Origin of the sequence: Labrenzia sp. PHM005, from assembly GCF_006517275.1 — a bacterium.
Lineage (GTDB): Bacteria > Pseudomonadota > Alphaproteobacteria > Rhizobiales > Stappiaceae > Roseibium.
In genome coordinates this window covers 3800315-3827241 of record NZ_CP041191.1, presented here as the reverse complement: position 1 = coordinate 3827241, position 26927 = coordinate 3800315, and the positions used below count along the sequence as shown (strand labels likewise).

22 protein-coding genes and 1 tRNA gene are annotated in these 26927 nt (G+C 55.3%); 7 read left to right on the top strand and 16 right to left on the bottom strand.

What is annotated here, in order from left to right; genetic code table 11:
• Positions 1-7 precede the first annotated feature (7 nt).
• Positions 8-1582, bottom strand: a complete 1575-nt coding sequence (locus FJ695_RS17300) for a trimethylamine methyltransferase family protein (RefSeq protein WP_141188783.1) — start codon at positions 1580-1582, stop codon at positions 8-10.
• Positions 1583-1680: 98 nt separating this feature from the next.
• Here FJ695_RS17300 and FJ695_RS17295 point away from each other — a divergent pair, with 98 nt between their 5' ends.
• Positions 1681-2670 (top strand): LysR substrate-binding domain-containing protein, encoded by a 990-nt coding sequence (locus tag FJ695_RS17295; protein ID WP_141186607.1) that lies wholly within the window; start codon positions 1681-1683, stop codon positions 2668-2670.
• Positions 2671-2772: 102 nt separating this feature from the next.
• Here the strand turns inward: FJ695_RS17295 and FJ695_RS17290 are convergent, their stop codons facing one another.
• The 3 genes from FJ695_RS17290 to FJ695_RS17280 form a co-directional block, all read right to left on the bottom strand.
• Entirely contained in the window at positions 2773-3267 is a 495-nt protein-coding gene (locus FJ695_RS17290; RefSeq protein ID WP_141186606.1) for a DUF192 domain-containing protein, read from the bottom strand.
• Between the two features lie 91 nt (positions 3268-3358).
• A complete protein-coding gene (locus FJ695_RS17285; RefSeq protein WP_141186605.1) occupies positions 3359-3940 on the bottom strand; it encodes a cold-shock protein in 582 nt (193 codons plus the stop codon).
• A 151-nt stretch (positions 3941-4091) separates the two neighbouring features.
• Positions 4092-4856 carry a Sir2 family NAD-dependent protein deacetylase gene (locus tag FJ695_RS17280; RefSeq protein ID WP_141186604.1) on the bottom strand — a complete coding sequence of 255 codons (765 nt, stop codon included), beginning with the start codon at positions 4854-4856 and terminating at the stop codon, positions 4092-4094.
• Between the two features lie 54 nt (positions 4857-4910).
• On the opposite strand from FJ695_RS17280, the gene gloA reads away from it, so the two are divergent.
• The 3 genes from gloA to FJ695_RS17265 all read left to right on the top strand — a co-directional run bounded on the left by gloA (position 4911) and on the right by FJ695_RS17265 (position 7408).
• Positions 4911-5351 (top strand): lactoylglutathione lyase, encoded by a 441-nt coding sequence (gloA, locus tag FJ695_RS17275; protein WP_141186603.1) that lies wholly within the window; start codon positions 4911-4913, stop codon positions 5349-5351.
• Positions 5352-5476: 125 nt separating this feature from the next.
• Positions 5477-5551, top strand: a tRNA-Glu gene (locus tag FJ695_RS17270).
• A gap of 294 nt (positions 5552-5845) precedes the next feature.
• Entirely contained in the window at positions 5846-7408 is a 1563-nt protein-coding gene (locus FJ695_RS17265) for a caspase family protein (RefSeq protein WP_209010699.1), read from the top strand.
• 366 nt (positions 7409-7774) lie between these two features.
• Here FJ695_RS17265 and FJ695_RS17260 read toward each other — a convergent pair whose 3' ends face one another.
• Positions 7775-8200, bottom strand: coding sequence for a biopolymer transporter ExbD (locus tag FJ695_RS17260; protein WP_141186601.1), 426 nt, complete (start codon positions 8198-8200; stop codon positions 7775-7777).
• A 209-nt stretch (positions 8201-8409) separates the two neighbouring features.
• On the opposite strand from FJ695_RS17260, the gene FJ695_RS17255 reads away from it, so the two are divergent.
• The 3 genes from FJ695_RS17255 (at position 8410) to FJ695_RS17245 (ending at position 9989) form a co-directional block, all read left to right on the top strand.
• Positions 8410-8784, top strand: coding sequence for a DUF1036 domain-containing protein (locus tag FJ695_RS17255; RefSeq protein WP_168206401.1), 375 nt, complete (start codon positions 8410-8412; stop codon positions 8782-8784).
• 65 nt (positions 8785-8849) lie between these two features.
• Positions 8850-9287 carry a hypothetical protein gene (locus FJ695_RS17250; protein WP_141186599.1) on the top strand — a complete coding sequence of 146 codons (438 nt, stop codon included), beginning with the start codon at positions 8850-8852 and terminating at the stop codon, positions 9285-9287.
• Between the two features lie 45 nt (positions 9288-9332).
• The gene (locus FJ695_RS17245; RefSeq protein ID WP_141186598.1) at positions 9333-9989 is read left to right on the top strand and encodes a MotA/TolQ/ExbB proton channel family protein; all 657 of its coding nucleotides are present in this window, start codon (positions 9333-9335) and stop codon (positions 9987-9989) included.
• Positions 9990-9993: 4 nt separating this feature from the next.
• Here the strand turns inward: FJ695_RS17245 and FJ695_RS17240 are convergent, their stop codons facing one another.
• From FJ695_RS17240 to FJ695_RS17190, 11 genes are read right to left on the bottom strand one after another with little or no spacing between them, the layout of a single operon-like run.
• Positions 9994-11883 (bottom strand): hypothetical protein, encoded by a 1890-nt coding sequence (locus FJ695_RS17240; protein ID WP_141186597.1) that lies wholly within the window; start codon positions 11881-11883, stop codon positions 9994-9996.
• Positions 11880-12302, bottom strand: coding sequence for a biopolymer transporter ExbD (locus FJ695_RS17235; protein ID WP_141186596.1), 423 nt, complete (start codon positions 12300-12302; stop codon positions 11880-11882). The genes FJ695_RS17240 and FJ695_RS17235 overlap by 4 nt, the downstream gene beginning before the upstream one ends.
• Positions 12303-12318: 16 nt before the next feature.
• Positions 12319-14226 carry a serine/threonine-protein kinase gene (locus FJ695_RS17230; protein WP_141186595.1) on the bottom strand — a complete coding sequence of 636 codons (1908 nt, stop codon included), beginning with the start codon at positions 14224-14226 and terminating at the stop codon, positions 12319-12321.
• Positions 14223-14996, bottom strand: coding sequence for a PP2C family serine/threonine-protein phosphatase (locus FJ695_RS17225; protein WP_141186594.1), 774 nt, complete (start codon positions 14994-14996; stop codon positions 14223-14225). Before FJ695_RS17225 ends, FJ695_RS17230 begins: the two co-directional genes overlap by 4 nt.
• Complete coding sequence (gene tagF / locus FJ695_RS17220; protein ID WP_256370164.1) at positions 14993-15664, bottom strand: type VI secretion system-associated protein TagF; 672 nt, start codon at positions 15662-15664, stop codon at positions 14993-14995. The genes FJ695_RS17225 and tagF overlap by 4 nt, the downstream gene beginning before the upstream one ends.
• A 4-nt stretch (positions 15665-15668) precedes the next feature.
• A complete protein-coding gene (gene tssM / locus FJ695_RS17215) occupies positions 15669-19325 on the bottom strand; it encodes a type VI secretion system membrane subunit TssM (protein WP_141186592.1) in 3657 nt (1218 codons plus the stop codon).
• An 11-nt stretch (positions 19326-19336) separates the two neighbouring features.
• Positions 19337-20950: a type IVB secretion system protein IcmH/DotU gene (gene icmH, locus FJ695_RS17210; RefSeq protein ID WP_141186591.1), complete on the bottom strand. Its 1614-nt coding sequence runs from the start codon at positions 20948-20950 to the stop codon at positions 19337-19339.
• Positions 20950-22284 (bottom strand): type VI secretion system baseplate subunit TssK, encoded by a 1335-nt coding sequence (gene tssK, locus FJ695_RS17205; RefSeq protein WP_141186590.1) that lies wholly within the window; start codon positions 22282-22284, stop codon positions 20950-20952. Before tssK ends, icmH begins: the two co-directional genes overlap by 1 nt.
• A 58-nt stretch (positions 22285-22342) precedes the next feature.
• Positions 22343-24124 (bottom strand): type VI secretion system-associated FHA domain protein TagH, encoded by a 1782-nt coding sequence (tagH, locus tag FJ695_RS17200; protein WP_141186589.1) that lies wholly within the window; start codon positions 24122-24124, stop codon positions 22343-22345.
• Between the two features lie 6 nt (positions 24125-24130).
• A complete protein-coding gene (locus FJ695_RS17195) occupies positions 24131-24757 on the bottom strand; it encodes a hypothetical protein (RefSeq protein WP_141186588.1) in 627 nt (208 codons plus the stop codon).
• 47 nt (positions 24758-24804) lie between these two features.
• Complete coding sequence (locus FJ695_RS17190) at positions 24805-26706, bottom strand: type VI secretion system Vgr family protein (RefSeq protein WP_247653672.1); 1902 nt, start codon at positions 26704-26706, stop codon at positions 24805-24807.
• Positions 26707-26927 lie beyond the last annotated feature (221 nt).

Sequence of the window (26927 nt, the reverse complement as noted above, 5' to 3'; positions counted from 1 at the left end):
GGCGCCCTCAATACCAGCGGTCTTCAGTTGATGCTTTTTTGCGGTCAACGAACTCCATCAGGTGCTCCGCAATCGAGTTGTCGAGCGGCGGCGCCTCATAAGCAGCAAGGGTCTCTTTCCAGGCACGATTTGCCCGTGTCGCGGCATCGACCGACCCTGCCTCCTGCCAGGTCTCGAACGGGGTGTTGTCGGCAATGGCAGCATCGAAATAGGCCGTTTCATAATTGCGGATTGTGTGCTCGCAGCCGAAGAAATGGTTGCCCGGACCGACTTCACGAAAGGCGTCAAGCGCTAACGCGTTATCATCGACCGCAATTCCGCCAAGGTAGGTGTGCAGCGCGCCGCAGAAATCTGCATCCATCATGAATTTCTCGTAGGACATGGACAAAAGCCCATCGAGGAAACCAGCCGAATGGAGAATGAAATTGGCGCCGCAATGGATCGCCGAGAGCATAGACATAGTGCCCTCGTTCATGGCGTGCGCGTCGGGCAGCTTGGATGTCGTGAAATTCCCAGCACAGCGCAGCGGAAGATTGAGGCGGCGCGCGAGTTGGCCGACCACAAGAGATCCAGCAGCCGGCTCCGGTGTTCCGAAGGTCGGCGATCCGGATTTCAAACTGGTGGACGACAGGAAATTGCCGTAGACGACCGGAGCTCCCGGGCGCACCAGCTGCGTTAAGGCACAGCCAGCCAGTGTTTCGGCATGGGCCTGCGCAATAGCACCGGCCGTTGTGACCGGTCCCATCGCCCCACCTAGAATAAACGGTACCAGAACCGTGCCTTGATTGGCGGCAGCATAGGAGCGCAGAACCTTGGTCATGGTACCGTCCCAAACCAGCGGTGAATTGACATTCAGATTGCCCATAATGACGCAATTGTTGTGGACAAACTCTGCGCCGAAAAGGATCCGTGCCATATCGATGGTGTCTTCAGCGCGCTCCTGTGCCGTGACAGAACCGAGAAATGGACGGTCTGATAGCGTGATATGAGCGTGAACCATGTCCAGGTGGCGTTTGTTGACGGGCACATCGACTGGCTCACAGATTGTTCCGCCCGAATGGTGCAGCCACGGCGAGGACTGGGCGAGCTTTATGAAATTCTTGAAGTCAGCGATGGTGCCATATCTGCGGCCTTCGTCGAGATCCATGACAAACGGGCTGCCATAAGCTGGGGCAAAGACAACATTCTCCCCTCCAATCTCGACACTGTTGGCCGGATTGCGTGCATGTTGGGTGAATTGCGCAGGTGCGGTTTTCAAGAGCTCCGGGATCATGCCATGGGGGAAGCGCACCAAGACGCCATCAACCTCAGCCCCTGCCGTTTTCCATAGTGCCAAGGCGTCCGGATCGTCACGGAATTCAATTCCGACTTCGGCAAGCAGTGTCCAGGTTGTGTCTTCAATACGCTGAAGGCTGTCTTCGGACAAAATACTAAGCGGCGGCATTTTCCGGTGAATGAAGGGTTTGCCGAGATGCGCAGAGCTTACTGATCGTTTCGCCCGGCGCCCTGCCCGGCCACCAGAACGTCCTGCCCGGTTGGTAGTTTCGCCGGCAGGCCTCACGGCACTTGCTTCGACACCCATCATTTCACCCTCCCAGTAGCATCTTCATTTTTTATGCTAGTCGAGCGGCGATGACTTGTGACGCTTGAAAAATGTCATGCTTGGCATAAGATCTATTCATGGCAAACTTGCGTTATTTGCTTCCTTCCTTTCGGGGCCTTGTGGCTTTTGAAGCCGCAGGCCGGCTTGGGTCTTTTACCCGGGCGGGAGAGGAACTTGGCATGACACAATCGGCGGTTTCCTACTCCATCAAGGCGCTTGAGGAAGAGATCGGCCAATCCCTGTTTCAACGCGGTCACCGGGAAGTGCGGCTGACTGTTGCTGGGGATCGCTTACATGCAGATGTGTCACGTGGCCTCTATCAGCTTGCTGACGGCATCACCGCTGTCCGGACAAAACCTGCAGACGATGTGGTCACGGTTTCGGTCTCGACAGCCTTTGCAACTCTCTGGATCGCGCCTCGTTTGCAGCTGATGCGCACGGACTTGGCGGGTATCGAACTCAGGCTGCATACCGCCGACCGGGATCTTGACATTGTTGCTGAGGACATTCCGCTAGGAATACGAGCGGGACGGCCAAAGGACTGGCCGGGTTATGCGTGCGACCGGTTTGAAGTGGAAGAAATCATCGCAGTGGCCGCGCCGTCGTATCTCAAGACCCATGGCACGCCGGAGCACCCAAGAGATTTGCTTGAACATCACCTGGCCCATCTCGACGAACCCTACCGGTATGCTGCGACATGGAAAGACTGGTTGCGTTCGGCCGGTGTGAATGGCGCCAACAAGGTGCGTGGATCTCGGGCCAATGAATATGTCGCCGTTCTACAAATGGCCCTTGATGGGGACGCTATTGCGCTGGGCTGGCGTCATCTGGTCGGCGAGTTCATCCGCAACGGCCGTCTTAAACAAGTGACCAGCCATACGTTCCGAACCGGAAACAGCTATTATGTTGTCTGGCCAAAACACAAAGAACTCGACGACAATTCGCGCAAAGTCCGGGATTGGATCTTGCAGCAAAATCCGAGCCCTAGAGATACTCAAACGCGCCGGGAGACAGAGGGTTCCCGCAAGCTAAACGTCGTTCAGGACGGATCCAGGCGCATAAGCTGATCAAATTTCTGCATTTGACAATCAAAAGAACAGCACTGGTTTTCGAACTCGAACCGCCCTTTTCCTAACCCAAATCGTACGGCTCACCGAGCCTTTTCCAGGTCACGACGGCTCCAACCCTATGGATTTGCTCTTCACTTGATCACCCACAGTGATACCAAGTTTGGCCGCCGTCCCAGCGTTAAGCTCCAGAACAAATTTCGCGGGTATTCCTGATGGGATTATTTTTTCTGAATATGGCGTGGTGTCAGCGGCAATGCTGACAATCCGCCCAGAACTGGAAATAAAAATGATGTCGAGCGGCAAAGGGGTGTTTTTCATCCAGAAGAACTGCTCGGCTTCCCTTTCAAAAACAAACAGCATGCCATGATCCAGGGCCATTTCTTCCCGGTGCATCAGGCCTTGCGCCCTTTGCCGATCTGTAGCCGCAATCTCCGCTGTGAAGACGTGGGTATTCTCGGCCGAAACAACTTTGAGCGCTTCGCTCGGCAAGCTTTGGCTGCTTTGGGCAAAACCCGGAAGCTGCAGGAGAGCAACCACAAGAAGGGCTGAAACAAAGGCTCCAACGCGAAGAATTGAAAAACGATTTTGGGTCATGAAAGCTCCGAGCGCATACAGGCGGCAGAAAAGCCATTAAAAAAGGCCGGAACATGTCCCGGCCGATAAAACGCTGCTGAGATATCCTCCCTCAATGGGAGGCTGGTATATGCGTTCCCACGCCAACCGGCCGAATTTCAGCCGCCATGCGCCCTTTTGGTCCCGTCCCGAACCGCACCAAGACTTCCTGACCTGGCCGGAGTTCGGTGATGCCATAGCGGCGCAGCGTTTCCATGTGAATGAAGATGTCTTCGCTACCTTCGCCCTGCGTCAGGAAGCCAAAGCCCTTCACTCTGTTGAACCACTTCACGCTGGCGGTTTCAAAACCACCTTCCGGCACCACCTGAACATGGGTGCGCGATGGCGGCAGCTGAGACGGATGAACCGCAGTGGTTTCATCCATGGATAGTATCCGGAAAGCTTGAAGCCCGCGCGGTCTATCCAGAACCTCGCATACGACCCGGGCCCCCTCATAGGCGGTCTGAAAACCATCGCGCCTAAGGCAGGTCACATGCAGAAGAATATCACCTTCCCCGCTGTCCGGTACGATAAAGCCGTAGCCCTTACCGACGTCGAACCATTTAATCGTTCCGGCAATCTCGAACACATCGACGGCAACATCATCCGCCAGGTTCTCAAGTGCACGGGGATCCGGTGCGGTTTTAACCCCCATAATCAAATGTCCCGTCTCTGGTCCGCATTAAATAGCTGAAGGTCCATTTCAAAGTGCCTTTCAGCCGATTCCTAACAAAAGGATAACACCGCCCTTTAAGCCAGGAAGAAAAATTAACAGACTAACCACAGACCATTTCCAGTTTTTTTCGCTATTTCATAGGAAAAATCGCGAATGTTTCGGAAAGTGGGGTTCTAACGACTGTGCCAGCAAGCGAATCAATCGGTGTTTCCTCCCGGTTGAGAATCACTAAGTCAGCACCATTCTGCGCCGCAATCACTGGCAACTGCGCAGCCGGATGCACAACCAAAGAAGACCCCAGCACGAGAAATGTCTCGCAGTTTTGTGCGGCAATTGCAGCTTTTTGGAGTTCGTCCTGAGGCATGGATTGGCCGAAACTGATCACGGCAGCTTTCAAAAGTCCTCCGCATTTGCCGCAAGTTGGGCTGATGCTGCGCGCAACAAGATCTTCTTGGTCTTCCAGCGCAGCAATGGCACCGCAGTCAAGGCAGGTCGCATAGGTGGAATTTCCATGCAATTCGATGAGTTTGTCTTCCTGTACGCCTGAGCGCTGATGAAGACCGTCAACGTTCTGCGTGATAAGCACCTTCAATTGTCCGGCGGCAGATAAACGGCTCAATGCGCGATGCGCATGATTGGGCTCGGCCTTTTCAAAAAAGCCGAGCATTTCAAAGCGCCGATCCCAGTCTTCCAGCCGACTCTCTTCAAAATCCAGAAAATCCTGATATTGAACAGGTGCGCGCTGGGACCAAATACCACCGGGTGACCTGAAATCCGGAATTCCGGACTCGGTGGAAATCCCTGCGCCCGAAAGCGCCACAATCGAGCCTCCGGGTTTTTGGGCCAAAGACGAAACAAATTCCTGCGCTTCGGCCAGTTCGGTGATGATATTCATGAGCCGGTCCGTTGCTCCTTAATAAACTGAAGACGCTGCCAAAGAGGGTAAGACATGCGTTATTTGCACACGATGGTCCGGGTATCCAACCTGGACGACTCGCTCGATTTTTATTGTAACAAAATGGGTATGACTGAGATCCGGCGTTATGAAAATGAACAAGGCCGGTTCACGCTGGTTTTTCTAGCAAGCTCGGACGACGTTGAAGCTGGTAAAGCCAACGCCGCGCCCGTTCTGGAGCTCACCTACAACTGGGATCCGGAAGAATACACTGGCGGCCGCAACTTCGGTCACTTGGCTTATGAAGTCGACGATATATACGCCTTCTGTGACGCGCTACAATCGAAAGGCGTCACCATCAATCGCCCGCCGCGCGATGGCCGCATGGCATTTGTGCGTTCTCCTGACAACATTTCCTTTGAGCTTCTGCAAAAAGGCAAAGCGCTTGAAATCAAAGAGCCTTGGGCGTCCATGCAGAACGTTGGGGAATGGTAAATTCCAAGAGATTTCAACAACAGCAAGCCCGGAATTCCGGGCTTGTGAATTTTTCTAGAAAAGGCTCTTGCGGGCAAATCAATTCCCGCCTATAAGCCTCTCCACGACGCAGCCGCGTCGACCGCGCGCCCATCGTCTAGCGGTTAGGACGCCGCCCTTTCACGGCGGAAACAGGGGTTCGATTCCCCTTGGGCGTGCCAATTTCTTCCTCCAAATTCAAATCAGCTTTCATCTACGTGCGTATTAGCTCGTATTCAGCCGTGGCGTTTTTTGTCCGCTGGGTCTATAATACGGCTTGTTTTTGGGGTCGGAATACGTCGGTTAGTTGGGCAATTTTTAATTCATTTACCTCTTCACAGCGAATTCCGAAATCCTGTGACCCGTATTACAGTCTAATAACGCCATTGTAGGTATTTGTAGTCATACTTGAACCAATACCTGAACAAGATCGGACCAACCGACCGGCGATATCAGATCGACGAAAGGACATGGAGATGTTCAAACACGTGATCGCCGTGCTTACTATCCTAGTGGTGGGCACTGCACCTGCATTAGCTAAACGCGTTGCCTTGGTTATTGGCAATGGCGCTTATGAGCACACTGTCGCTCTTCCCAATCCCGCAAATGACGCGGAAGTTATGGCCGGTAAACTGCGCGGCCTTGGCTTCGATGTGGTTTCCGGTACGGACCAATCTTATGGCGACATGCGCCGGACAGTTATGAAATTCGCGAAAAAAGCTTACGGTGCTGATATCGCGATTTTGTTTTATGCTGGACACGGCATGCAAATCGCCGGGCAAAATCTTCTTGTTCCGGTTGACGCAAAGATCGAAGACGAAACATCTCTCGATTTTGAAACCATTTCCGTGGATTTCATCATGCGCCAGATGTCGAAAGACGTGAAAGTGCAGATGGTGTTCCTGGATGCCTGCCGCGATAACCCGCTTGCCCGCACTTTGGCGCGCCGCATGGGCCCGAGCCGGTCCGGCAGTGTTGGCAGCGGCTTGGCGGAAATCAAGGTCCAGGAAACCGGCGGCGAAGGCTCTGTGATCGCCTTTGCGACAAGCCCTGGTGATGTCGCCCTGGACGGTGAAGGTGCAAATTCGCCGTTTACATCTGCTTTGATCCGGCACATCGACACGCCGAATGCCTCGATCCAGACCGTTATGACACGGGTAACCGGTGACGTTTACGACTCTACCGAAAAACGCCAACGGCCTTGGGTAAATGCATCCCTCATTGGTGAGGTCTTCCTCAACAAACAAGCTGACGCTTCAACCACTCAGGTCGCGAGCCTTGGAGATTCGGCGACAACCACACAACCTGCCGCACCTGCACCGTCAGCTGCCGCCACCCAATCGACCATCGATTGGGAACGCGAAAAGCTGGTGTGGAATACGGTTAAAGAAAGTGACACGATCGCCGATTACGAAGCCTATCTCTCGGCTTATCCGAATGGCACGTTCACTAACTTTGCCCGCAATTCCATCAAACGCCTGCAATCTGGTTCTCAAGTTGCCGCCCGCAACTCGTCAGCAACCGATGCAGCTGCCGCCGCCAACCAAAATACCGGCGTCGCAACGACGGCACAGGCTTTGCCCGATCCGCAAAAAGCGGTGCCAGGCACACCGCAAACTGAAGCTGCGCTTGGCTGGAACCGTTCATCCCGCCGCGAAGTCCAGACTCGTCTGAACCTAACCGGTAACAATGTTGGACGTCCAGATGGTGCCTTTGGTCCCAAAACCCGCGCTGGCGTTAGCTCCTGGCAGACCCAAAACGGCTTGATCTCCACAGGGTATTTCACAGCCGCTCAGTATGCTCTGCTGACGTCCCAGACCGCCACTCAGTATTCGGCGTATATTGCGGAAGTCAACCGGAAGCGGGCCGCTGCAAAGACCACATCCCGCAGCACGACCCGTCGTGCGAACAACACCACCTCGAACCGCACCACCACAACACAAAGAAACAACAACAGTGGCGGTGGCATGAACCCGGCTGGCGCAGCCTTCCTCGGCGGTGTTGTCGGCGGTATCATCGGTGGCGCAATCGGACGCTGATCACGCTTCGAGATCTGATATCAAAGGCCGGTCGCAAGACCGGCCTTTTTTATGTGTGAAATAAGTGTGACGCGCTTAACTCTACCGCGTGAAATTCTAGGCCGTGGGGACGAATTGGAGATGTCTTTTGCTGGGAAATGCTGCGTTCAAGATCAAGAAAATCTGGCGCAGGTGATGCGAATGCATCATCAAGCCGGATTTGCGTAGAGGATTTGGCGCCGCAGGCCCAGCTCTTCGGGTGAGACAAAGGGCAGCAATCGGACGCAGACAGCCCCTTGACCGTATCACCGATACCCTCTGCATGTCTTTCCACGCCATCTTTCGCCCTTTTTCTCACGAACGGCGTCCCCAATTCGTCTACACGGCCTAATCCACTTTCATGCTGATGCGTGCGATGTTGGAACTCCGCGCAAGATCCAGCAGAGTGACAACTTCCTGAAAGTCAACATCTTCTGCCGGAAGCAAGAACACATCTTCCGCACCCAATCCCGCAAGCCGGTTCAATTCGTCGACCATTTTTGTCTTCGGAAAATCAATGCCGTTGATCGTGACGGTGGAGGAATTCGGTTCCGGTCCAGACCGGATTGCCATCAGAACCGACGGCACTTTTGCTTGCGCTGCAGTGTTTGCAACATCCGCGCCCTGCTCCGAGCTCAAAGACACATCCAGTGGCTGCCAAACTCCAAAGGTCGACGACAATAAAAAGAACATCACCAGAATGAAAATCACGTCGATCAATGGGGTCAGAGCAAGCCGTTTGCGCGTCTTTAAAGGTTTATCTATCCGCAGCATTGGTGGTGTCCGTTGTTGCACTTTTTATAGTCACGCAGATTTTTGCCTTGAAGGCAAACACTGGGAACCAAATTGACCAAGCGTAAGAGGTTTCATAGGCTGGGTACCACACAGCGGTCCGGCGAATGTCAAAGATGTGCGTACAACCTGTCAATCGAACTCTATTGACCGCCGCTTTGCGGACCGGACTGGTTGTTTCAGCAGGTATCTTGTTTCAAATTTTGGCGTCCAGTGATGCGCGAGCGGGCCTTAAAATCTGCAACGGATCTCTTGATCTGGTGAACGTGGCTGTTGGCTATGAAACCGAGGACGGGATCCGGACCGAGGGCTGGTGGACCGTAACTGCAAACGCCTGCACCCATTTGATCCAAGGCGATTTGAACCAGTCAAAGTACTATCTTCATATTGCTGATGGTTTTGGCGAAAGCCGTCTTGCCGGCGACATCACCCTTTGCATCCGGGAAGAAAAATTCATTTTGTATGATGGTGACCAATGCTGGCAACGTGGTTTGATCGAAGCCGATTTTTATCAGGTCGATACGGAAGGCGCGCAAGACTGGACGGTTTTGCTGTCCTATGATTGAACAAGAGACAGCATGGTTTTTGCGTAGTGTATGGCAAAACCAGACTTCGGGGTTCGGGGGAATAGATGTTATTTTTTAGGGTTACGGCTGCTGCTTTGATGGTTCTCGCAACAGTCATTCCAGTCAATTTTGCAAGTGCGCAGGGCGTTTCAGGAAAAATCGGCCTGGAACTCAATCATATTCAGCCCAACCAAGCAGGCGGTTGCCGGTTATCAGTGATTGCTACCAATGGATTGGAACGACCTATAGATAAACTGGGACTGGAGCTTGTCGTCTTCAACAAGGATGGCATCATTGACCGCTTGATGCGGCTGGACCTCCGACGCATGTCAGCGGGCAAAACCAAGGTTCAACAATTCGATCTGACAGATGTTCCCTGTGAGGGTCTCTCCCGGCTCCACATCAATGATGTTCTAAACTGTGTCCCCCCGGCAATTACCGGTGTTTATTGTCCTGACCTTTTGGAATTATCGAACCGGACAAATGTTCAATTCGGCGACTAATTTGTGTTTTAGTGGATCCTGCTAGCTGGTTGGAGAAGTGGCAAAATGATTGCATCGCCCGCATCCCTACTTGAATTTGGCGGACCTGTTGTTCTTTTGCTGCTGTGCATTTCCGTCATCGCACTGACCGTAATTCTCGGCAAAATCGCGCAATTCTGGTTTGTTCGGGTCGGACGGCACACCAGCGTTCGAAAAGCTGTCACCCAGTGGCGCACTGGAGACCGGGCTGGAGCCGCCCAGAACCTATTGAAAGACAGATCGTTGTCTGCCGCACTTGTGCGCAGCGCGATGGACGCTCTTCAGGCCTTGGACCGGCAGCAATTGGCTCTCCAAGAGCGGGACATCCGCGAGGAGCGATTGCGCGAGGAAGTGTCTGCGCGGGCCGCAGACCGGCTGTTTGGATTGGCAAGTTGGCTAAAAGCCCTGGATCTGGTCACCCAGGTCGCACCTTTGCTCGGGCTGTTTGGTACCGTGCTCGGGATGATCGAAACCTTTCAATCGCTTCAGGAATCGGGTGCTTCGGCTGACCCGGCCAGCCTTGCGGGCGGCATTTGGGTCGCTCTACTGACGACCGCTTGTGGACTGGCAGTCGCGATCCCGGTTTCCGTCGCCGTCACCTGGTTCGAAACCCGGCTGGAAAAGGAACGGGCAACCCTGGAGATTTTGCTGACCGGCGTCTTCACGGCCGGGCCAGCCAAATGACGCCTCACCGGGTCACCTTAAAGGCTGCGAGCGAATAAACACCCGGTTGGTCCAAAACGCTTGAAATGCGGCTGGCCGGTAGTTTTCCAAATTTTCCCGGCTGCTTGCCTTTGGGTCGGTTCCAAACGGCCAGCACGAGCGCGGTTTCCTCGTTTCCAGCAGACAGCATGGTCACCGGGATCGCGAACTTCCAGCCCCCTGCCCGGCCCGGGTTTGTTTCCGGCAAGATGTATGCCCGGCCATCATGTATTTGCCCTGCGTCATCCACCAGATAAAGCTCCGGAGGTCCTCGTCCGGTCAGATCAACCCCATTTTGTTCCGCAATCGCGATTTTGCCGATCGGGAGATCCCGCCCAATCACACCCGAAACGGCCGTCCCGCTCCTAACCAGGGTTTTATCCAGTGAGATCAAATCGGCCACTTCAATACCTTGATAGAAACCAAGGGCATTCAAAAGCTGACATTGGGGCCGGGTGACAATCCGGACCTCGATACTGGCATCGAACCCCTGATCTTGAGAGAATCTCTGGTCAAACATTACGAAGGGCGCGATTGAAGCGCCGAAGGCCGTAATCAGCGCGGTGTCAGCCCCTGCCGACTGCACTGTCAGATGCGCGCAGTCTCCGAGCTGATAAGCTGCAACATAAGATTCGATCCGTTCAGTCGGGTCGAGCGTTTCAACATCCGCCGGAGCGACGGTATCCGGCTCAACTGTGGTCTGAGGGGCGTTCGGAACCGGTTCTGGCTCCAAATCCGTTGGCGCCAGGGCATCGACACCCTCAAGCGGATCGACCGACGCAATCTGTTGATCGACCACAACACCGTTCGAACTTACAGGTTCTGGTATAACGGGGTCGGGAACAGTCACAGGGACTGGGCCGGCTCCTGGAGCGGGCGGTCGAACGGCCTCAGGAACCGCGACTGTGGTCTCCGTGCCAAGACCAACGGGCCCATCGGCCGCGACAACTGGCACCGTTTCGACCGCTGATATTTGTTCTGCCTGAGCTGTGTTATCTGGAGCAAGGGCTACTGACACGTTGCTAGAAACTGCGGGTACAGTCTCAACCACTTCAATCTGTTCAGTTTGATTGGTGGTGATCGGATCGCTGGAAGCTGCTTCGACACCGACCGCAGTCACAACCTCCTCAAGCTCTTGGACTGCGTCATTTGATGAGAGCGGGACAGTCTCAGGCGCCGATTGCACATCAGGCAGAGCTGTTACGACTTCGACAGGACCGACGCGCCCTGCCACTTCAGGCAGTGTTGTGGCGGCGTCGTCGGTTATCACTCCAATCACATCCAGCGGTGTCTCCGCGATATTCACCGCATCAATTGCTGCTACGTCTGTCTTCTCGACAATCCCCGCTGGCTCAATTGTTTCAACAGCCTCAATTGCTTCAACCGTCGGCGTGGGTTCAGCAACAGAGGATGTGATGGGCTCTGTGACCAGCGGTTCAATTGATTGATCAGTGTCTAAGGGGGGCGTTTCCACCAGTGGCTCTGTGACGTGTTCAGCAACACTTTCCGAGGCGACCGGAGCCGCCGCCACGGCCTCTGAGGTCACCGGCGCTACAGCTTCTGCGGCAACCGTTTCGGTGATTTTTTCAGTTTCAGCTTCCCCAGCCGTCTTAAGCGTCTCGGGTTCAGTGACAGGCACCGGATCTGTTTCGACGGATGCCACACTGTCAAAGAGTGGTCCGCCGGTTTCTAGAATGATTTCCGTTTCGAGCGGTTTTGGCTCATCCAGCGGTTCCGGTGGTGCAAGATCTGGAAGCCCGTAAACAAGAACGAGAAAATGAACCGCTAGGGACACGCACAAGCCCGCGGCCCATAATCCGGCCGACATTCGCCCGTCGGATGTTTCTCTGGAATAGGGAAGGATCGCCGTTGTCACTGCCCTGCGGCCTCCACGGTGATCAACGACAGTGTTTTTAGACCGGATTCCTTTGCGCGCTTCGCCACTGCACTCACAGAACTCATCTGCGCGCGGCGGTCCACCTGCAAAGATAGCTTGCCTCCGCCAGCCGCAAGATCAGCAAGAAGTTTGTCAATTTCTGGGTCAGAAAGCCTTTCTGCGCCCAGCCAGATGCCTCCCGTCCGGTCGAGTACCAAACTGCCTTGCAGCGTTCCGCCACCATTGTCGGATGTTGTTTCAGCCCAATCGAACTCATTCGGCATAGGCGGCCGGAGAGTGCCGGACACAAGAAGGAACACAAGCAGTAAAAACACAACATTGATCAGGGCCAATGAACTGTCGCGTTTTGGCCCCTTAATCAACTCTGGAAGATGGATCGGTTTGCTGAAACGCTTCATCTGCCATCACACGCTCTTACGGCAAGACCTTGATCGTTGTTGCTGTGGCCCGCAAGACCGCACCATCCCGTTCAAGTCCTTCAAAGAAGCTCGCCGCCCGATTTTTGGCGGCATTCGCCAAGGCATTTTGAAGGTTCTTGCCAACAAGGGCAATGATCAGTCCGGTTTCCTCAGTAGACCTGTTGAGCTGCAGCGGAATTACAAACCCTGCCCCGCCATCATCTGACAACAGATAGGCGCTGAGATTTGAGACCTGTCCGTCGCTCGCAACGATAATCAATCCCAAATCCCCGGCAGCGGGATCAAACCCGGAGATCCGGCCAGCCATATTGCTGCCGTTTGGAACAACGGTTCTTTGCATATCCAATTGCAGCTCAGTCCGGCCGGTGCCTTGAGGCGTTGCCCGCAAAAACGCAACAGCCGCACACTGCGCATCCGTGACCAAATTTGCCTGGATCGTCGCCTCAAATCCCTGGGATTTTTTGAAATCGCCATCAAACGCGATAAACGGCGGTGTCCGCGCGGCAAATCCTTCGATCTCAGCAAAGTTGGCCGCGATCTTCACCGGCTGAAGATACATGCACTCTCCGGATTTATAACCCGTGACATACTTCCGGATCCGGTCTTCTGGTGTCATCTGATCTGTGCTGGGCGCAGGGTCCGCCGGTTTTACAGACTGTTCTATGATGACGTTTGTCCGATCCTGTAGATTGCCGATAACCTGCTCATCCTGCGATTTGTCTTCTGCTGTCTGTTGTCCGGCCGTATCCTGAATATCGGGAGAAGTTTTGGGAGGCTCTGGCGTAACAGCCGGTACTGGTTCGGGGTCCGTTGGCTGAACTGGAGCCTCCGGGGCATTTTCCCGAGGAGTTGCCGCCAGGAACGGCCGTTCAGGCCCGGTGTCTTCCACCGTTGGTCCCGCGATGAAAAAGACACCAGCCGCCCCAAGCCCAGCAAAACCGATCAAGGACAAACCGAGCAATATCCGGCGCGGCCAATTCGGTTTGGCAAGGTCCTGATCCAAAAGTTCCTGCTCGGGCGGTGGACTAGGCTGGAATTGAATGACGGTCTTATCCGGAATGCCGGACTGCATCGGCGCGCCCATCGTCCAATTGGCGACTTCTCGCATTGATGCCGGACGGTTTGCCGGGTCCGGCTGCAGCATAGCTTCCAGCAAAGGTTGGAACCGCAAGTCGATCCCATCTAGCGGCGGCAGGATGCGCCGTTTTTCCACAATCTGGGCTTGTGTTCCGCCCATATCGAGCTGTTTCCCTGTCAAGGATTCCGCGATCACCAGACCAAGGGAATAAATGTCGCTGCGCGATGTTACCTTGCCATCAAAAATGCCGACTTGCTCCGGCGACACATAATTGACCTTGCCAGCAAATCCGTCTCCAATGATGGTCGGTCCGCTGGCCTTCGATTTGGAAATGCCAAAATCAATGATCTTTGCCTGACCGACATCTCCGTTTTGAAGGATAATATTATCCGGCGAAAGATCCCGGTGAATGACCTGGCAGTCGTGCACAGCCTGGAGGGCTTCGGCGAGCCGCTTTAACAACCGGTAGGCGGCTTCCGGTTCCAGCGCGCCCTGTTCCAAACGCGAACTGAGCGACGGGCCAGCCACAAATTCCATCGCCAGATAGTAAATGCCGAGCTCCGGCTCCTTGGCGAAGACGAAATATTGAGTCAGCGCTTCATGGGTCAGCTTCTTTAGAATTTTGGCTTCCCGGCGGAACAGATCGACGATCATCTGATCGCGCGCGAAGCTGGCAAGCAGAACCTTGATGGCGACCGGATCGCCGCTTTCTACATCCCGTGCCCGGTAGACGGTGCCGATACCGCCGTCTGCGATATGCTCTTCAATCTCATAGAGATTGTTCAGCCGCGTTCCTTTGGGCAGCAGATTGTCGGGAGGTGTCATTTGCGGTCCTCCGCCTGCGACGAGGATGATTGGTCGATGTCGACGATGACAACGGTCACATTATCGGATCCACCGCTTTCGAGCGCACCGTCAATCAACCCTTTTGCAGTCGCTTTCGCCGCACTATCCATCAAAAACGTCTCAATAACGGCATCGTCCAGGTGGCCGGTTAAACCATCGGAACACAGCATAAACCGATCTGAAGACCGCAAATTGCCGGATACTGCGTCCAGTTCGAGATCCAGCCCGGACCCGATCGCCCGGGTGATCACATGTCGGCGCGGATACCTCTTGGCTTCTTCTGGTGTCAGAACCCGTTTGTCGACCAGGTCCTGAGCCTCAGTGTGATCGGTTGTCAGCTGTTCAAGCCGCCCGTTGCGGAACCTGTAGACCCGGCTGTCTCCAGCCCAAAGACAAACGAAATGGGACCCGTAAGTGAGAAGGGCAGCAATGGTTGTCCCCATCCCGGCACCATTGGCGTGTTCGGCCGCCCGCTCGATCTGGTCTTTTGCCCGGATGACATGGCTTTCAAACTGATCAAACAGATCTTCCGCACTCGATGGATTGGAAATGCCTGTCAACGCTTCGCGAACAAGTCCCGATGCACGGGCACCGTCATTCATACCGCCTGCGCCATCCATCACGGCATAGACTCCAAGATCCTCATCGATAAAAAACGTGTCCTGGTTTTCCTGGCGCATGCGCCCGACATCGGTCAAGCCAACTGCAAATCCATGGAGATTGTCCTGTGCCTTCAAACGAGCCGTCATGTCTGCAGATCCTCCCGAGACTGCCCATGAACATCCCCTGCCAAACTTCCCCCAGTTTCCTGTTCAGATAACTCGGGTCTTACCAATACCTTGAAAGCCGCCGCCTCCGGCATTCCGGAAAACTTGAACCGAAGGGTTTTCCCACGTACCGCGGTCCAAAATTCTGACTGCAAATCGTCCGCCTTAGGTCCGGCCAGCGCAAAGCCAGTCCGATCTGTTTCTTTCGAGCTGACTTGTACAGTTTCCGCCTCCGGCAACGCATCAAAATCGCTCAAAAACTGCTCGAATGTCGCTTCGTCCCTCAACGTTGCCAAAAGCGTGTTTTCCAAGTCAGCGAACCATTTGTCTGAGGGATAGACTCCGTCCCCAGAGCGCTTGATTTCAGCCACAAGCACTAAGGGATATTTGCGTCCGACCCGGTCGACATTCGGCATAAAAGCCCCGGCTACGGCAGCCTGCAAAGGGCTGTCCGTTCCAACCGGTTCAATCAAAAACCTCCAGACCGGCATGGTCATATAAGCCTCCTCCCATGCCTCTTTCAGATCGAGGCGGGCCTGGCTCAGGCCCTCTTGTAAAAACGGCTCCCAGATCTCCAGGAACCCGGCCGGACAATCCCGGCTGACGAAGTCCCCGCGCATGGGCAACTTGCCGAAATATCCGCACCCCATAACGTCAAAAACTGGTCGGGCATCGGAACTCACCGACGGCCGACAAAAAGAATGGATTGGGTTTTGTGCCTAAAGTGACGGTAAAGGCGACTTGCCGGCCGCCCAAAGTCCTTCGAATGACGAAGCTCTTGCCTTTCGAACTGACCCGGTTTGCCCGCACGAACCGGTAGAACGCCCAGTCCCCATGGATTTCCTGCCGGGATTTGTAACCAGGCACCTCTGGGACAACTACCAGAACCATCCGGGGAGTTGCCGAATTGCCGGGCCAGTCAAAACTGGCTGGCAGTGGTTGGATTTCGGCGTTGAATCCTGGCCCACGATTGACCAAAACAAGGTTGCCGTTCACTTCCATGCTTGCCGCATCTGCCTGGGGCGACAATGCGCGCGGCACGACTTGCAAGCCGACCGAGGGATAGGCGTTGCCGGTCGGAAAAAACGCATCCCGGATCAAGGCGGCCCGTTCAAACTGGCGCAAAGTGGCATTGGACAGCCGGTCCGCCTGGGTCACTTCCGGTTTCCAGGTCCACGGCCGTGCACTGGTATTGACCAGCGGCTTCAGGTTCTGATCGAAAAACTGCTGCATGATCCCGGAAGGAGAAAACAGCTTGGCAAAATCCGTCATCGCAACTTCAGAACGGCCATTGTTGAACGGATAATTGCGGCCAACGATTTTCTGGCAGCTGCCAACGACATTAATTTTGAGTTTTTCGTTGAGCTGCGAGATCGACGTTTCCTTGTATTCTTCATCGAATTCCTTCGCCGCTTGCTGGATCAAACGGTCGATCGGGCTGGGAAATCTGGTGGCGTTGCTGCGCAAAAGTGACGCTTGGATTTGAACGTTCGAATTCGCGGTTTCGCTCTGCAGCGGGTTGTTCGCAACGACCAGCAGATTGTCGAGAATGTTTTTGAAATTGAGCAGCAACGCATCAATCTTGCGGCTGTTACTTCCTTCAACAAGCACATGATAGGGCCGGAAATAATCCTCGATGGCTTGCCCAGGCACAACACCTGGATCGTTTTGGCCACCTGCTGCGCCAATTGCGCCTGAAATACCTTGGGGCGCCAGCAACTTCAATCCCGCTTCCAGGCCAATGCGCTTCAGACCACCAGAAGAATCAATCACATAGCGCTGGAAGACTTTCTCTGCAGCCCCAGCCCCGACTTCCTTGGCCTGGCCGCTGGAGGCACCAAGTCCGCCGCCGTCACCTGCGGATTGATCCTTTGTCAGCGATGTTTCGCTGCGGACACTTTCCAACAGCTGGACGATGGGCGACGTCGGCGCAGAGACCGCTTGCAGGGTCGTATACAGCGGCTTGTCGCTGCTCATCGACTTGAATTTCAGATTTCCGAGCGCTGTGTCCCAGGCCGCGATAAAGTCCTTGGTGTAAAGCCCCAGGATTTCCGCCGGCAGAGATTGGTATTGGCCGGAGAAAGCGGTCGCCTCGCCGATCTTGCCGAAAATCCAGTTGTCGCGTTCCAGCTCTTCCCGGATGCCGGCCAAATTCGGCAAAACCGTCAAATGGAAGCCTGGATAGGTATAGAACTTGTCGACGACAACGGTATCCAGCGTATCGCCGTTTTCCGTTTCAAAGATCGTTTCCATATCCGGACCGCCGCGCTGTTTGGCGATCCAGTGCTCGGCGCTGAGGCCTTTGGCCCGGGATTTTAATAAGGCATAGCCGCGTTCGGCCAGGCTGACTCGCGCCAGTTCCCTCTGCACTTCTTCGACGAGAACCCCGTCCAGCTGGCTGGTCAGCACAGAGCCGCCAAAATCCAGATCCAGCATCGCCGCAATGTGGCTGTTTAACTGGAACCGCAGGGCTTCATTTCCAGGTCCAGGGAAACTTGCCAGGAAATCCGCGCGGAAGGAATTTTTGATCTGCTCCTTGTCGATTTCCGGCGCGTCGCCCGCAACCATCCTGTAGAGCTTGGCAAGATTGTAAAGAACATCAATTTCGCTGCGGTCCGGCCCTTGCCGGTTGTCCAGAACATCGGCCATCTGCTCTTCAATGCGCAGCAACAACCGGGGTCTTAAGAGCCGCTCCAGACCGCTCCGGTAGGACGATATCCCGGCTGCCACCAGCCGCTCCCGCTGGCTGAGGCCAAATTGCTCCATGAGAGGAATGTCGTCATCCCGCGTGTTGTATCCGGCGGGAAGTGAACGCAAATACAACAGGATGGCATTTACATCGACCAGGTTATTATCGCGCACGATCCTTTGGTCGATCACCCCTTCCCCATTCGACCGGACTGTGGCAACCGCCGCATTCGTCTCTTCGATCAAGGCCTTGTTGTTTAGATAACTGATGGTCCACAAAGTTCCCAACCCAATGGTCAGCAGACCGATGGCGGCATAAACAGCTATCCGCGCCGCGGTCGCAAGACGCACCGCTTGCCGGTTGTTGGAGACCCAACCGGATTCTCCGATGATCACCTTTGTCAGCAAATCACGAAGGAAATAGCTCTTGCCCTGCCCTGAAAGGGCCGCGGCCTGATAGGCGGTGCCAAAAGCCTGGCTCATTGATCCGATGACGCGGTCAATGGCGGTTCCCGTCTGAGTACCGGAGGTGAAGTAGAAGCCGCGCAGAACGGCATTCGGATAATAGCGGCTCGGCTCAAATATGGCGTTCATGAAGCCGATCACCCGATCCTTCAGCGATGCGACTTGGGTCGGCAGGCCGAACAACATCAACCGTGCGCGTGGATCCGGCTCTTCCTGTAGGCGGTCCGGCAGCTCCTCATTCAAGCGTTCAATAAGAAGATCAAATTCGGCCGGGGTTTCAGCGACCATATTCTTGGTTTTTTCACGGGTCTGGAACGTTGCACCCCACACAAGGTTCCGGCGGGTTTCCGGATAGGAGCCAAAAAACTCCATGAAACCGGCAATCGTGTCGGCCTTGGTGAAAATCATGTAGACCGGAAAATCGATCTTGAGCGTTTTGTAGAGCTCGACCAGCCGGGCCCGGATCGCGTCGGTGTGCAACTTCAGATCATCTTCTGGAAGCGTCATCAGGTCTTCCAGGCTGATCGACACCATGACGCCATTGATCGGCTGTTTCGGCCGCGCCTTGCGCAGGATTTTCAAAAACCCTTGCCAGGCCTCACGGTCATGTTCCTCATCAGAATCCTGCGTTGTATAACGCCCGGCCGTATCGATCAGCACCGCGCTTTCGGCAAACCACCAGTCGCAGAACCGGGTGCCGCCCAGGCCTTCCAGCTTTTGGGCTTCCCCCTTGCCGCGGGAGTTGGCGAACTTCAGACCGGACTGCATCAAGGCGGTCGTTTTGCCGGCACCGGGCGGTCCGATCATCAAATACCAGGGCAGATCATAAAGATATGTTCTGGAGTTGCCGCTCGCTTTTTTGAGCGTCTTCAGCGCATCGGCCATTCGCTCAGACATGATTTGCAAGTCTTCTTCGCTCGCTTTGGGCTGAATAATTTCCTGTTCCAGTTCCCGGTTTGCCTTGATCCGTTTGTAAATCCGGTAGATCTGCCAACCGCCAATGCTGAGCAGGATCAGCAAAGCCAGCGTTAAGCGTACCCACAAGGGTTCAAACGGCCGCACGCCTGCGATCGCCAAGAAAGGTCCGCCAAACCAGATCAAGGCAATCAAGGCAAAAATGCCTAAGAAAATCGCAATAATTCCAAACCAGAACTTCATCCAAATAGCCTTTATTCCTGGTTTTTCTCACCAAGTTGCAGGGCCGCGACCGGCCGTCCGGGCAAGGGTTTGACGAAGACATCCACACGCCGGTTTTTCGCCTTACCCTCGCGGCTTGTGTTCGGCTCAATCGGCTCATCTGCGCCCCGGCCTTCCACGATGATCCGGTCCGGATCTTCCAGGATCCCTTGCATGATTGCTGCGACGGATTTGGCGCGTTCGACGGACAGGTGCCAGTTGCTCGGGAACCGGGGATTGTTGCGGATCGGATCGCTGTCCGTGTGCCCGACAACAAGGATCTCGCCACCCTCTTCATTCAATGTTGTACTAACCTGAACAACCAAGTCCTCGAACTCCGGTTTCAAGGTCGCTGCGGCGACATCAAATTGCGCGCGCATGCGCAGGAGCACGGCAGGGCCTGCCTGCGATATCTCCAGGCCTTCCAAGTCGCCGATCCGGTCGTTCAAAACGTCAATCAGGGCATCTTCTGGCGGCGGCGGCGGTGGCGGTGGCTTGGGTTGATACCCTGCACGGGCAAGCTCAATCGGCCCGTTTGGGAAAAGAGCAGCTTCCCGGCTTGCCAAAACCTCACTGCCTCCAGACAGCAGCAGGAGCAATGTGATGTATCCCCCCATGAGAATCGCCGCGCAGATTGCGGCGACCGACCAAATTGGGATGGAAAACCCCGATTTTTTCTGCATCAGTTCCAGGCCGCGCCAATGGGGCGAGAGATCATCCCCAGGACGTGGCCGGACCCGGCGCAGGATTTCATGAAGGTCGCGGCGTTCGCGTTCCAGGCCCTGCTGACCGCCCTGAATGGCCCGGTACTTGCCGAAAAAGCCAAGCGACAGGCAGGAGTGCATGACTTCCAGAACGCCATAATTCCGGCCTGGATCCTGTTTGGCCTTTTCCAGAAGCTGGTAAAACTCGACACCGCCGGTCGCCTGCCCGAAAAACTGGGTCAGCATCGAATATTGGGTCCACTGATGACGTCCGGCCGACGGCAAATTCTGGACGATGTCGTCCGATGTTGCGCAAAGGGCATAGGCTGCTGAGCGGATCTGATCGTCAGTTATGCCGGAATTTCTGAGTTCCTTTTCAAAGCTCTTGATTGCGTTATAAACGTCGCGCATCAGCGCATCGAACTGCGCATCCGTCATGGTCAGATGCAGACGCCCCAAAAGCAGCAACAGCGGCGCGGCCGCACGCGAAATCGGATTTCGGTTCGCGACCCGGATCTGCGCCAAATCAGGTGTTGCCGCCAATTGCCCTTGAGTGGGCGGCGGCGGTTGTTGTGGCGCGGCTGGTGCCGCCTGCGGCGGATGATGCAGGTCCGGCGCTTTTTCCTGCCCATATTCATAGCCGGTTGGGGTCGGGGCATATGGATCTTGGCCCGCACCACCGCGTTGCCACGGATCAGCTCCCGCAGCCTGTCCCGGCGGTTGTTGCGGCGGCGGGTTGGGCGGCGGCTGGTTTATCTGACCTGGCGGCGCTTGCGGCGGCGTCGCTTGTGCAGGCGGCGGCGCGTCGGACGGTGTTTCGCTCCACCGGCCACCAGGGTTTGGCCGGACGATGGTTTTACCCTTGCGCTTGGAAACACCAAAGGGATCGTCATCGTCGGCCATCAGCGATCCTCCCGAATGGCGTAGAACTCAAGCTGCAGGTCCGGCCAATTGCCTGAGAACTGCAGGCCAATTGCTGAATCCTGGCTGAATTCACGCCACAGCGGTGTTGTCTTGTCGAGACGGAAATAGACCCGGTCGGTCAAGGCCCGGATTTGTGCCGGCGGCACCGGCATATGAATGAGCGGGATGCCCGGAAGGTTCGAATAAACAATCTGGCGCATTTGGCTGAACGGGCCGACCTTGAAGAGCCTTGGGAACTCTGTCTGGATCTCCGTCAATGGGCGGCGCGCCGCAACTTCAATAACAAAGTTTGCTTGGGAGAACAGATTGCGGTCGACAATCGTCGATTTAAACGCATTCGGCGCCAACTGTTCGAGCGGCAGACGGATCGCACGGCGGTCGTAACCAGCCGATAGAAACGCCTGTATGTCAGCAAGAACCGGCTTGAAGATGTCGTGCAGCCGGTCGTGGTCATAAACCGGATAGTTCCGGGCCCGGCGCTCTTCCGTAGCAAAAGTTGCCAGCTCTCCGGCAACCTGCAGCAGTTCGCAGTAGAGGCGCTCCGGATGAATGTACGCCGATTTGCGCAGATGCATCAGCATCGGATGCATCCGGTTCAACATTTGCAGCGTCAGATAATCAAAGTTCTGCAATCCGCCGCCAGCAGATGTATCAGCGGCATAACGCGCCAATTCACTAAGCTTGCGTTCCACCCAGCCGATCACGGAATCGATCCACCCGGTCACCACAGGATGAACGTGACAGGCCAGAACTGGCGGTGCAAAAGACCCGTCGGTGATCACAATCCGGTCCTTGATTTCGGTGATCCGTGCCACCGGCAGGCAGACATGGCCGGGATGCGGGGTTGAGCGGATCGAATACATCAGCCGCGGATGAGCAACATCGATTTCTTCTTCCTGGCGCAAGGCAGAGGTGGAATCGATGATCGTCTCCCGCCCTTGGACATACCGGGTGGCCGCATCATCCCGGCCATTTGCGACTTCCACCGCATTGACGGTGGTTTCCGGGATCCCAAGCCAAACGATCTGTCCAGCGGCATCTTCAGGCACATCAATCGCTGGCGGCGATGTTCCATCGGCTGGAAAATTGAAGACCGTGCCGTCAGGAAAAATGCCGCGGCCATGGCGCAGGGCAAACCGGCACTGCTGACCGACATCCTGATCGATTTCAACATCGGCAAAGCCCCAAGGATAGGGCGAAGCAAGGCGCACCCGTTCGTCGAGCAAATGTTCCGCGTATCGGTCACTTTGCTGCAGATGGTGCGGCCTTAAAAACAGGCCTTCGGTCCATGCGACCTTGCTATACCACGACATATAAGCACTGCTCCTTCAACAAACGGCACATGCTTGACGGCACCTCAACAATTGGCACCTAGAATCCAGGGGCGTCCCCCTCGTCTGCACGGCTCAATTCCTCATAATTTTCCGTAAAATACTGGGTGAACACACCCACCAGACCATCATCATGAGCGCTGACCAAGGACGTCCAGCGCTCCTCCAGCCGATCCCATTGTTTGGCTTTCAGGTTTCCAAAAGTGCTTTTCTGAACCAGGCCCTCAGACTCAATGGCCTTGGGCGACAACGTCTCCTCGAACCGGGCCGCCGCCTTTTGCATGGCCGAATAGGTCCAGACATGATGTTTTTGAATGTCTTTGAAGGCACTCGACATGGCTTTGCGGATCGGCAGATAGCCGTTTTCCTCAGCGCTCTTGGACAGCATGGTTTGCAAAGCGGCTTGAGGTGTTGGCGAGAACTTCAGCGCATTATTGCCGCTGCGGCTGATCATTGTCCGGTTGGCATTGCGCGTCATGGCTTTCACCTGACTGCGGGCCGCCAATAGCCCCATCAAATCGCCTGTAATCCCGGTTAGAATTTCTCCGAGTTCACGTGCAAGCTCTTCCGGCTCGCGGCCCTCAAGCGCCGACTGCGGAATACCGGCGCCTTCTGCGAAGGCTTTCAAGAAATCAATTGCCGTGGTGTCCGGCTCTACTGCGGCTGGATGTGATTGAGCAGCGGTCTGTTCAGCTGGCTCAGCCTCACCAGGTTCTGAACCGGCAACTATCTCAACCGGTTGCACGACTGGTTCGGCTGGCGCAGATGTCTCTGGCGAACTGGAGACCTCGGCAGCCTTTATCACTTCTTCAAATGGGTCTGACGCGCCGGTTTGAGCTGGCGGTGCGGGCGGAGCTGCCGGTTCCGGGAAAACCGGCTCTGGAGCCGCATCGGTGAAACTGGGCGAGCTCTCTACCTGAGCTTCTGGCACAGGTGGAGCTGCGTGTAACGGCGCAGGTTCTTCTGGCCCTAGATCCGGCATTCCGAACAATGGCGCGGCCAGTTCAGCACTCCTGTCTTCGCTGGCAAACGGCGATGCGGGAGGCGCCTCCTGCGGCGCCGGGCTACTAGGCGCAAACGGTTGCGGCGCTGATGGTGGAACATCTGGCGAAGGCTGTAAGTCCGGCTGCGGTGCCAGATGGTCCATCGGGTCTGCCTGCGCCGGGCGCGGCGGCTGCTGAATTGGCGTTTCCGGTTGCGGCGAATAAAGTGCTGGATCGGCATTTCCCCAGCCGTGGCCTTGTTGGCTCCAGACATCATCCACCGGAGTACCGATCCCCGGCGCATCTGACGGCGGTGCGTGGCGGCCTTCCATACCGGTTTGCGGCGAGCCCCAAGGGTTATGAGCCTCTGGGATGGGATACGATGGATCTTGGGCTGCAGGCGCAGCTGCGGGCCAACCGGCACTGTGCGGAATGGCCGGTTCCGGCGCGCTTTCAAAAGGCGAGGCCCATTGATTGCCGGCCGGCGCACCAACGGGATCAGGCGCGGCTTGAACGGCGTCCACTCCTTCTAAATCCACCGAAATAATGTAATCGCCGATCATAAAGCGGTCACCAGACTTCAAACCATGCGGTTTATCCATCCGGTTCGGACTGCCATTCATAAAGGTGCCGTTCGTCGACATGTCGTAAAGGACAAACCCGTTGCCCTCGAAGCGGACTTCGCAGTGTTTGCCGGAAATTACCCTATGTGGATCCGGCAGGCTCCAATCGAGATGTTCGTGCCGCCCGATATCAAAACCACGGTCTGAACAGGTGTAAGACACCTGCCCACCGGTCTCGAGACGGTCCACATTCTCAATTCGGAGAGTGATTTGCATCCGTGCTTATCCTCCTCCGGTCCCGGCTGGAACAGCCTCAGCTTTGTTAACACCAGCACCCGCTAAAACGGCCGGCATTGAAGCGCCTTCTGCAAACGCAAGCCCGGCATTCAGACATGCATCGATTGCTTCGGAACGGTCTCCGGGGCCCACCTGTCCCACCGCAATCAGCAATGCCGTATTCACTGCTTTTGCGGTCAAATCATCAGGCGTTTCGACCCGATGGTCTTCATTCGGAGACAAAGATCCGCCGGACCATCCAGCGGCAAATCCGACCCAGACAGGCGCACTGTCCGCTTTGATAGATTCTGCCGCCTTTTTGACTGCCGCACGGCTATCATCGTCGCCGTCGCGTACCCAGGCTTCGCACAATTTCATGATTTCGGCTTCTGTTCGGGTGAGATCTGGCAGTAAACCCGTCACACATTGATGCCCCCACCAAACCGCTTCGCGCTTTGGCAGAACATGGGCAAAATAGGCAAGCGCGCTGAACGGCGGATCGACCTTCCGGAGTTCGTCCAGATAGGCTTGTGGGGCCATGTCGGTTTCCGGCCTGGCCACCGTCTCATCCAAATCCGGATAGGTCTCAAATACCTGGCTCGCTTTTGTGAACCTGATCCTGGACGTTGCCATATACGCACCTCCCGATCTTACAATCTAATTTCCGCTCGTCCCGACGATCAATTCAACATCATCACGCCGCCCTTCAGCCGCAGAAGCGCCGTGCCTTCAACGTTTGTTATTGTGCCTTTGGCATTCAACATCCCCGACGCCTTGATGTCGATCACAGGAGATTCGATCGAAATCGACGCCGGCGTCATGAGGATTTTGCTGGCGCCAACAACAAACTCGATTTTCGCTCCAGCCTGCACGGTCCAGTCAACACCGATGGTTTCATCACGCGTGATCCCGACCTCGGTTTCCCGTTTCATACCGACAACGAGTTTTTCATTCTTGCCTATGGTCGTTTCCCGATCCCGGCCGATGTCGAGTGTTTCATCAACACCGATTGTCGAACTGCGGCAGTTCTTCACTTCCCGGGTTTCGTTGTTCTCAACAACCGTATCCAGATCCTTTTCGGCATGAACACCGATCAGCTCCTGACCCTTGGTATCGTCGAACACGAACTCGTTGTAGCCGCCACCGCCCAAGGTGGAATCCGATTTGACACCGGCCTTGTTCTTTTCACCTGGCAACGGATAAGGCGGCATGTTTTCAGCATTATACACCGTCCCGACCACGATGGGGTGATCCGGATCGCCTTCCAGAAACTGCACAATCACTTCCTGATCCACACGGGGGATGACGATGCCGCCCCAGCCTTGGCCGGACCAGATCTGCCCAACCCGTACCCGGCGGGACTGGGTCTTGTCGCGGTCCCAATGAAATTCGACCATGATCTGACCGTATTCATCGACATCGATTTCACCCTGCCCGACCACTTTGGCCGTTTGCGGCCCAGGAATGCGCGGTTTGCGGGTAGTTGCAGGTGTCCGGAACGGAATTTCGGCCGGCAACACGTCGTAGGATCCAGTGTACGCCTCGCCTTGAGACCCACCGCCACCGCCGGTCCGGTATTGTTCGGTGATGATTTGATGGCTTGCCCGCACAACAAGATATTCCTTGTTTTGCGGACCATGGAAATGGTCCTTGAGTGTAAACAGACCGCCTGCAAAAAGCCTTGGGACTTCCCCAGCCGTTTCAACACGCTTGTCGGCGGCCTGCTCGGCTTCAAGACGGATCTTGCTGAAGTTTGTGCCCTTATCTTTTTCCTTGTACCGGCCTGGATAATCATAATGTTCCAGTGTACCGGCCCGATACGCAGCCCCAGCTTCCCGGTCTGCTTCCAAAGACGCGCTTGGTTTTTCAAAGTCGTAATCGTTGACAGCGAATTTTCCGGTTCTAAACCGCCGTCCAGGCACCCAGTGATAAAGATGCTCTTCGTCCCGTTGGCTTTCACCGCCAAGCGGAATGAATGGAATGACCGGATCTCCTTCAATAGGACTGTAGGACGATTTGGCGTCCGCCAAAATCATCGTGTGTTTGCCATCCTTATGTTCGAAAAAGTAGGAGATCCCCTCCTCTTCCATCAAACGGCAACAAAAATCGTGGTCAGACTCCCGATACTGAACACAATAGTGGATTGGTTCGTAGCTTTCGGTCAGAGTCTTGCGGTAATCAGCAAAATCGTGTTCGCCCAGCACCTCGGAAATAATGTCCGGCGCCGACATATCCTTAAAAATCCGGCAATTGGCATTTTTAGTGAGCAACCAGAACCAGGGACGCAGCGTAAGACGGTAGACATAATAGGCATCCCGGTGGCCAAGCCAGCGCGCGTCGGTCAACAGGCCATCAAAATGGCGCGTATCACCATTGTTGGTCGTGACTTTGACGGTCATATGCGTGGCAATTGCCTGATCAAAATCCAGATCTTCACGCTGGCTATAGACTTCAAGCACAATCTCAAAGTCCTGACTGATCCCTTCATCGACTTCGATTTTGACGAGTGAAACTTCGTCTTTACCGAAGACAGAGGTCAGTTGAGCCATCCGCTGTGATTGTTTGAGTTGACCTGAAACCACATCTCTCTCCCAGCGAATATCGGCGCGGTCGGAGCGCCTGTTGAAAAAATACCTTCCCTAGAATTAAGTCACATCGAAATCCAAAAATGTGCTCAGCAACACGTTTCGTCTAAATATAATATTTTGCCGACCAAATTTAATTCACACACCGTAAATATTACCACCCCTCCGATCTAAGTTCAGAACAAATACATAAATCCGCAACCGCGAACCACACCTGC

What these genes read in the sequence shown, in the direction of transcription:
- FJ695_RS17260 (WP_141186601.1), bottom strand. Translation starts at nt 8,200, where the DNA reads ATGCTGCGGATAGATAAACCTTTAAAGACGCGCAAACGGCTTGCTCTG.
- tssK (WP_141186590.1), bottom strand. Translation starts at nt 22,284, where the DNA reads ATGTCGTGGTATAGCAAGGTCGCATGGACCGAAGGCCTGTTTTTAAGG.
- icmH (WP_141186591.1), bottom strand. Translation starts at nt 20,950, where the DNA reads ATGGCCGACGATGACGATCCCTTTGGTGTTTCCAAGCGCAAGGGTAAA.
- FJ695_RS17250 (WP_141186599.1), top strand. Translation starts at nt 8,850, where the DNA reads ATGTTATTTTTTAGGGTTACGGCTGCTGCTTTGATGGTTCTCGCAACA.
- FJ695_RS17285 (WP_141186605.1), bottom strand. Translation starts at nt 3,940, where the DNA reads ATGGGGGTTAAAACCGCACCGGATCCCCGTGCACTTGAGAACCTGGCG.
- gloA (WP_141186603.1), top strand. Translation starts at nt 4,911, where the DNA reads ATGCGTTATTTGCACACGATGGTCCGGGTATCCAACCTGGACGACTCG.
- FJ695_RS17280 (WP_141186604.1), bottom strand. Translation starts at nt 4,856, where the DNA reads ATGAATATCATCACCGAACTGGCCGAAGCGCAGGAATTTGTTTCGTCT.
- FJ695_RS17225 (WP_141186594.1), bottom strand. Translation starts at nt 14,996, where the DNA reads ATGACGGCTCGTTTGAAGGCACAGGACAATCTCCATGGATTTGCAGTT.
- FJ695_RS17230 (WP_141186595.1), bottom strand. Translation starts at nt 14,226, where the DNA reads ATGACACCTCCCGACAATCTGCTGCCCAAAGGAACGCGGCTGAACAAT.
- tssM (WP_141186592.1), bottom strand. Translation starts at nt 19,325, where the DNA reads ATGAAGTTCTGGTTTGGAATTATTGCGATTTTCTTAGGCATTTTTGCC.
- FJ695_RS17245 (WP_141186598.1), top strand. Translation starts at nt 9,333, where the DNA reads ATGATTGCATCGCCCGCATCCCTACTTGAATTTGGCGGACCTGTTGTT.
- FJ695_RS17265 (WP_209010699.1), top strand. Translation starts at nt 5,846, where the DNA reads ATGTTCAAACACGTGATCGCCGTGCTTACTATCCTAGTGGTGGGCACT.
- FJ695_RS17300 (WP_141188783.1), bottom strand. Translation starts at nt 1,582, where the DNA reads ATGGGTGTCGAAGCAAGTGCCGTGAGGCCTGCCGGCGAAACTACCAAC.
- tagH (WP_141186589.1), bottom strand. Translation starts at nt 24,124, where the DNA reads ATGCAAATCACTCTCCGAATTGAGAATGTGGACCGTCTCGAGACCGGT.
- FJ695_RS17295 (WP_141186607.1), top strand. Translation starts at nt 1,681, where the DNA reads ATGGCAAACTTGCGTTATTTGCTTCCTTCCTTTCGGGGCCTTGTGGCT.
- FJ695_RS17235 (WP_141186596.1), bottom strand. Translation starts at nt 12,302, where the DNA reads ATGAAGCGTTTCAGCAAACCGATCCATCTTCCAGAGTTGATTAAGGGG.
- FJ695_RS17290 (WP_141186606.1), bottom strand. Translation starts at nt 3,267, where the DNA reads ATGACCCAAAATCGTTTTTCAATTCTTCGCGTTGGAGCCTTTGTTTCA.
- tagF (WP_256370164.1), bottom strand. Translation starts at nt 15,664, where the DNA reads ATGGGGTGCGGATATTTCGGCAAGTTGCCCATGCGCGGGGACTTCGTC.
- FJ695_RS17195 (WP_141186588.1), bottom strand. Translation starts at nt 24,757, where the DNA reads ATGGCAACGTCCAGGATCAGGTTCACAAAAGCGAGCCAGGTATTTGAG.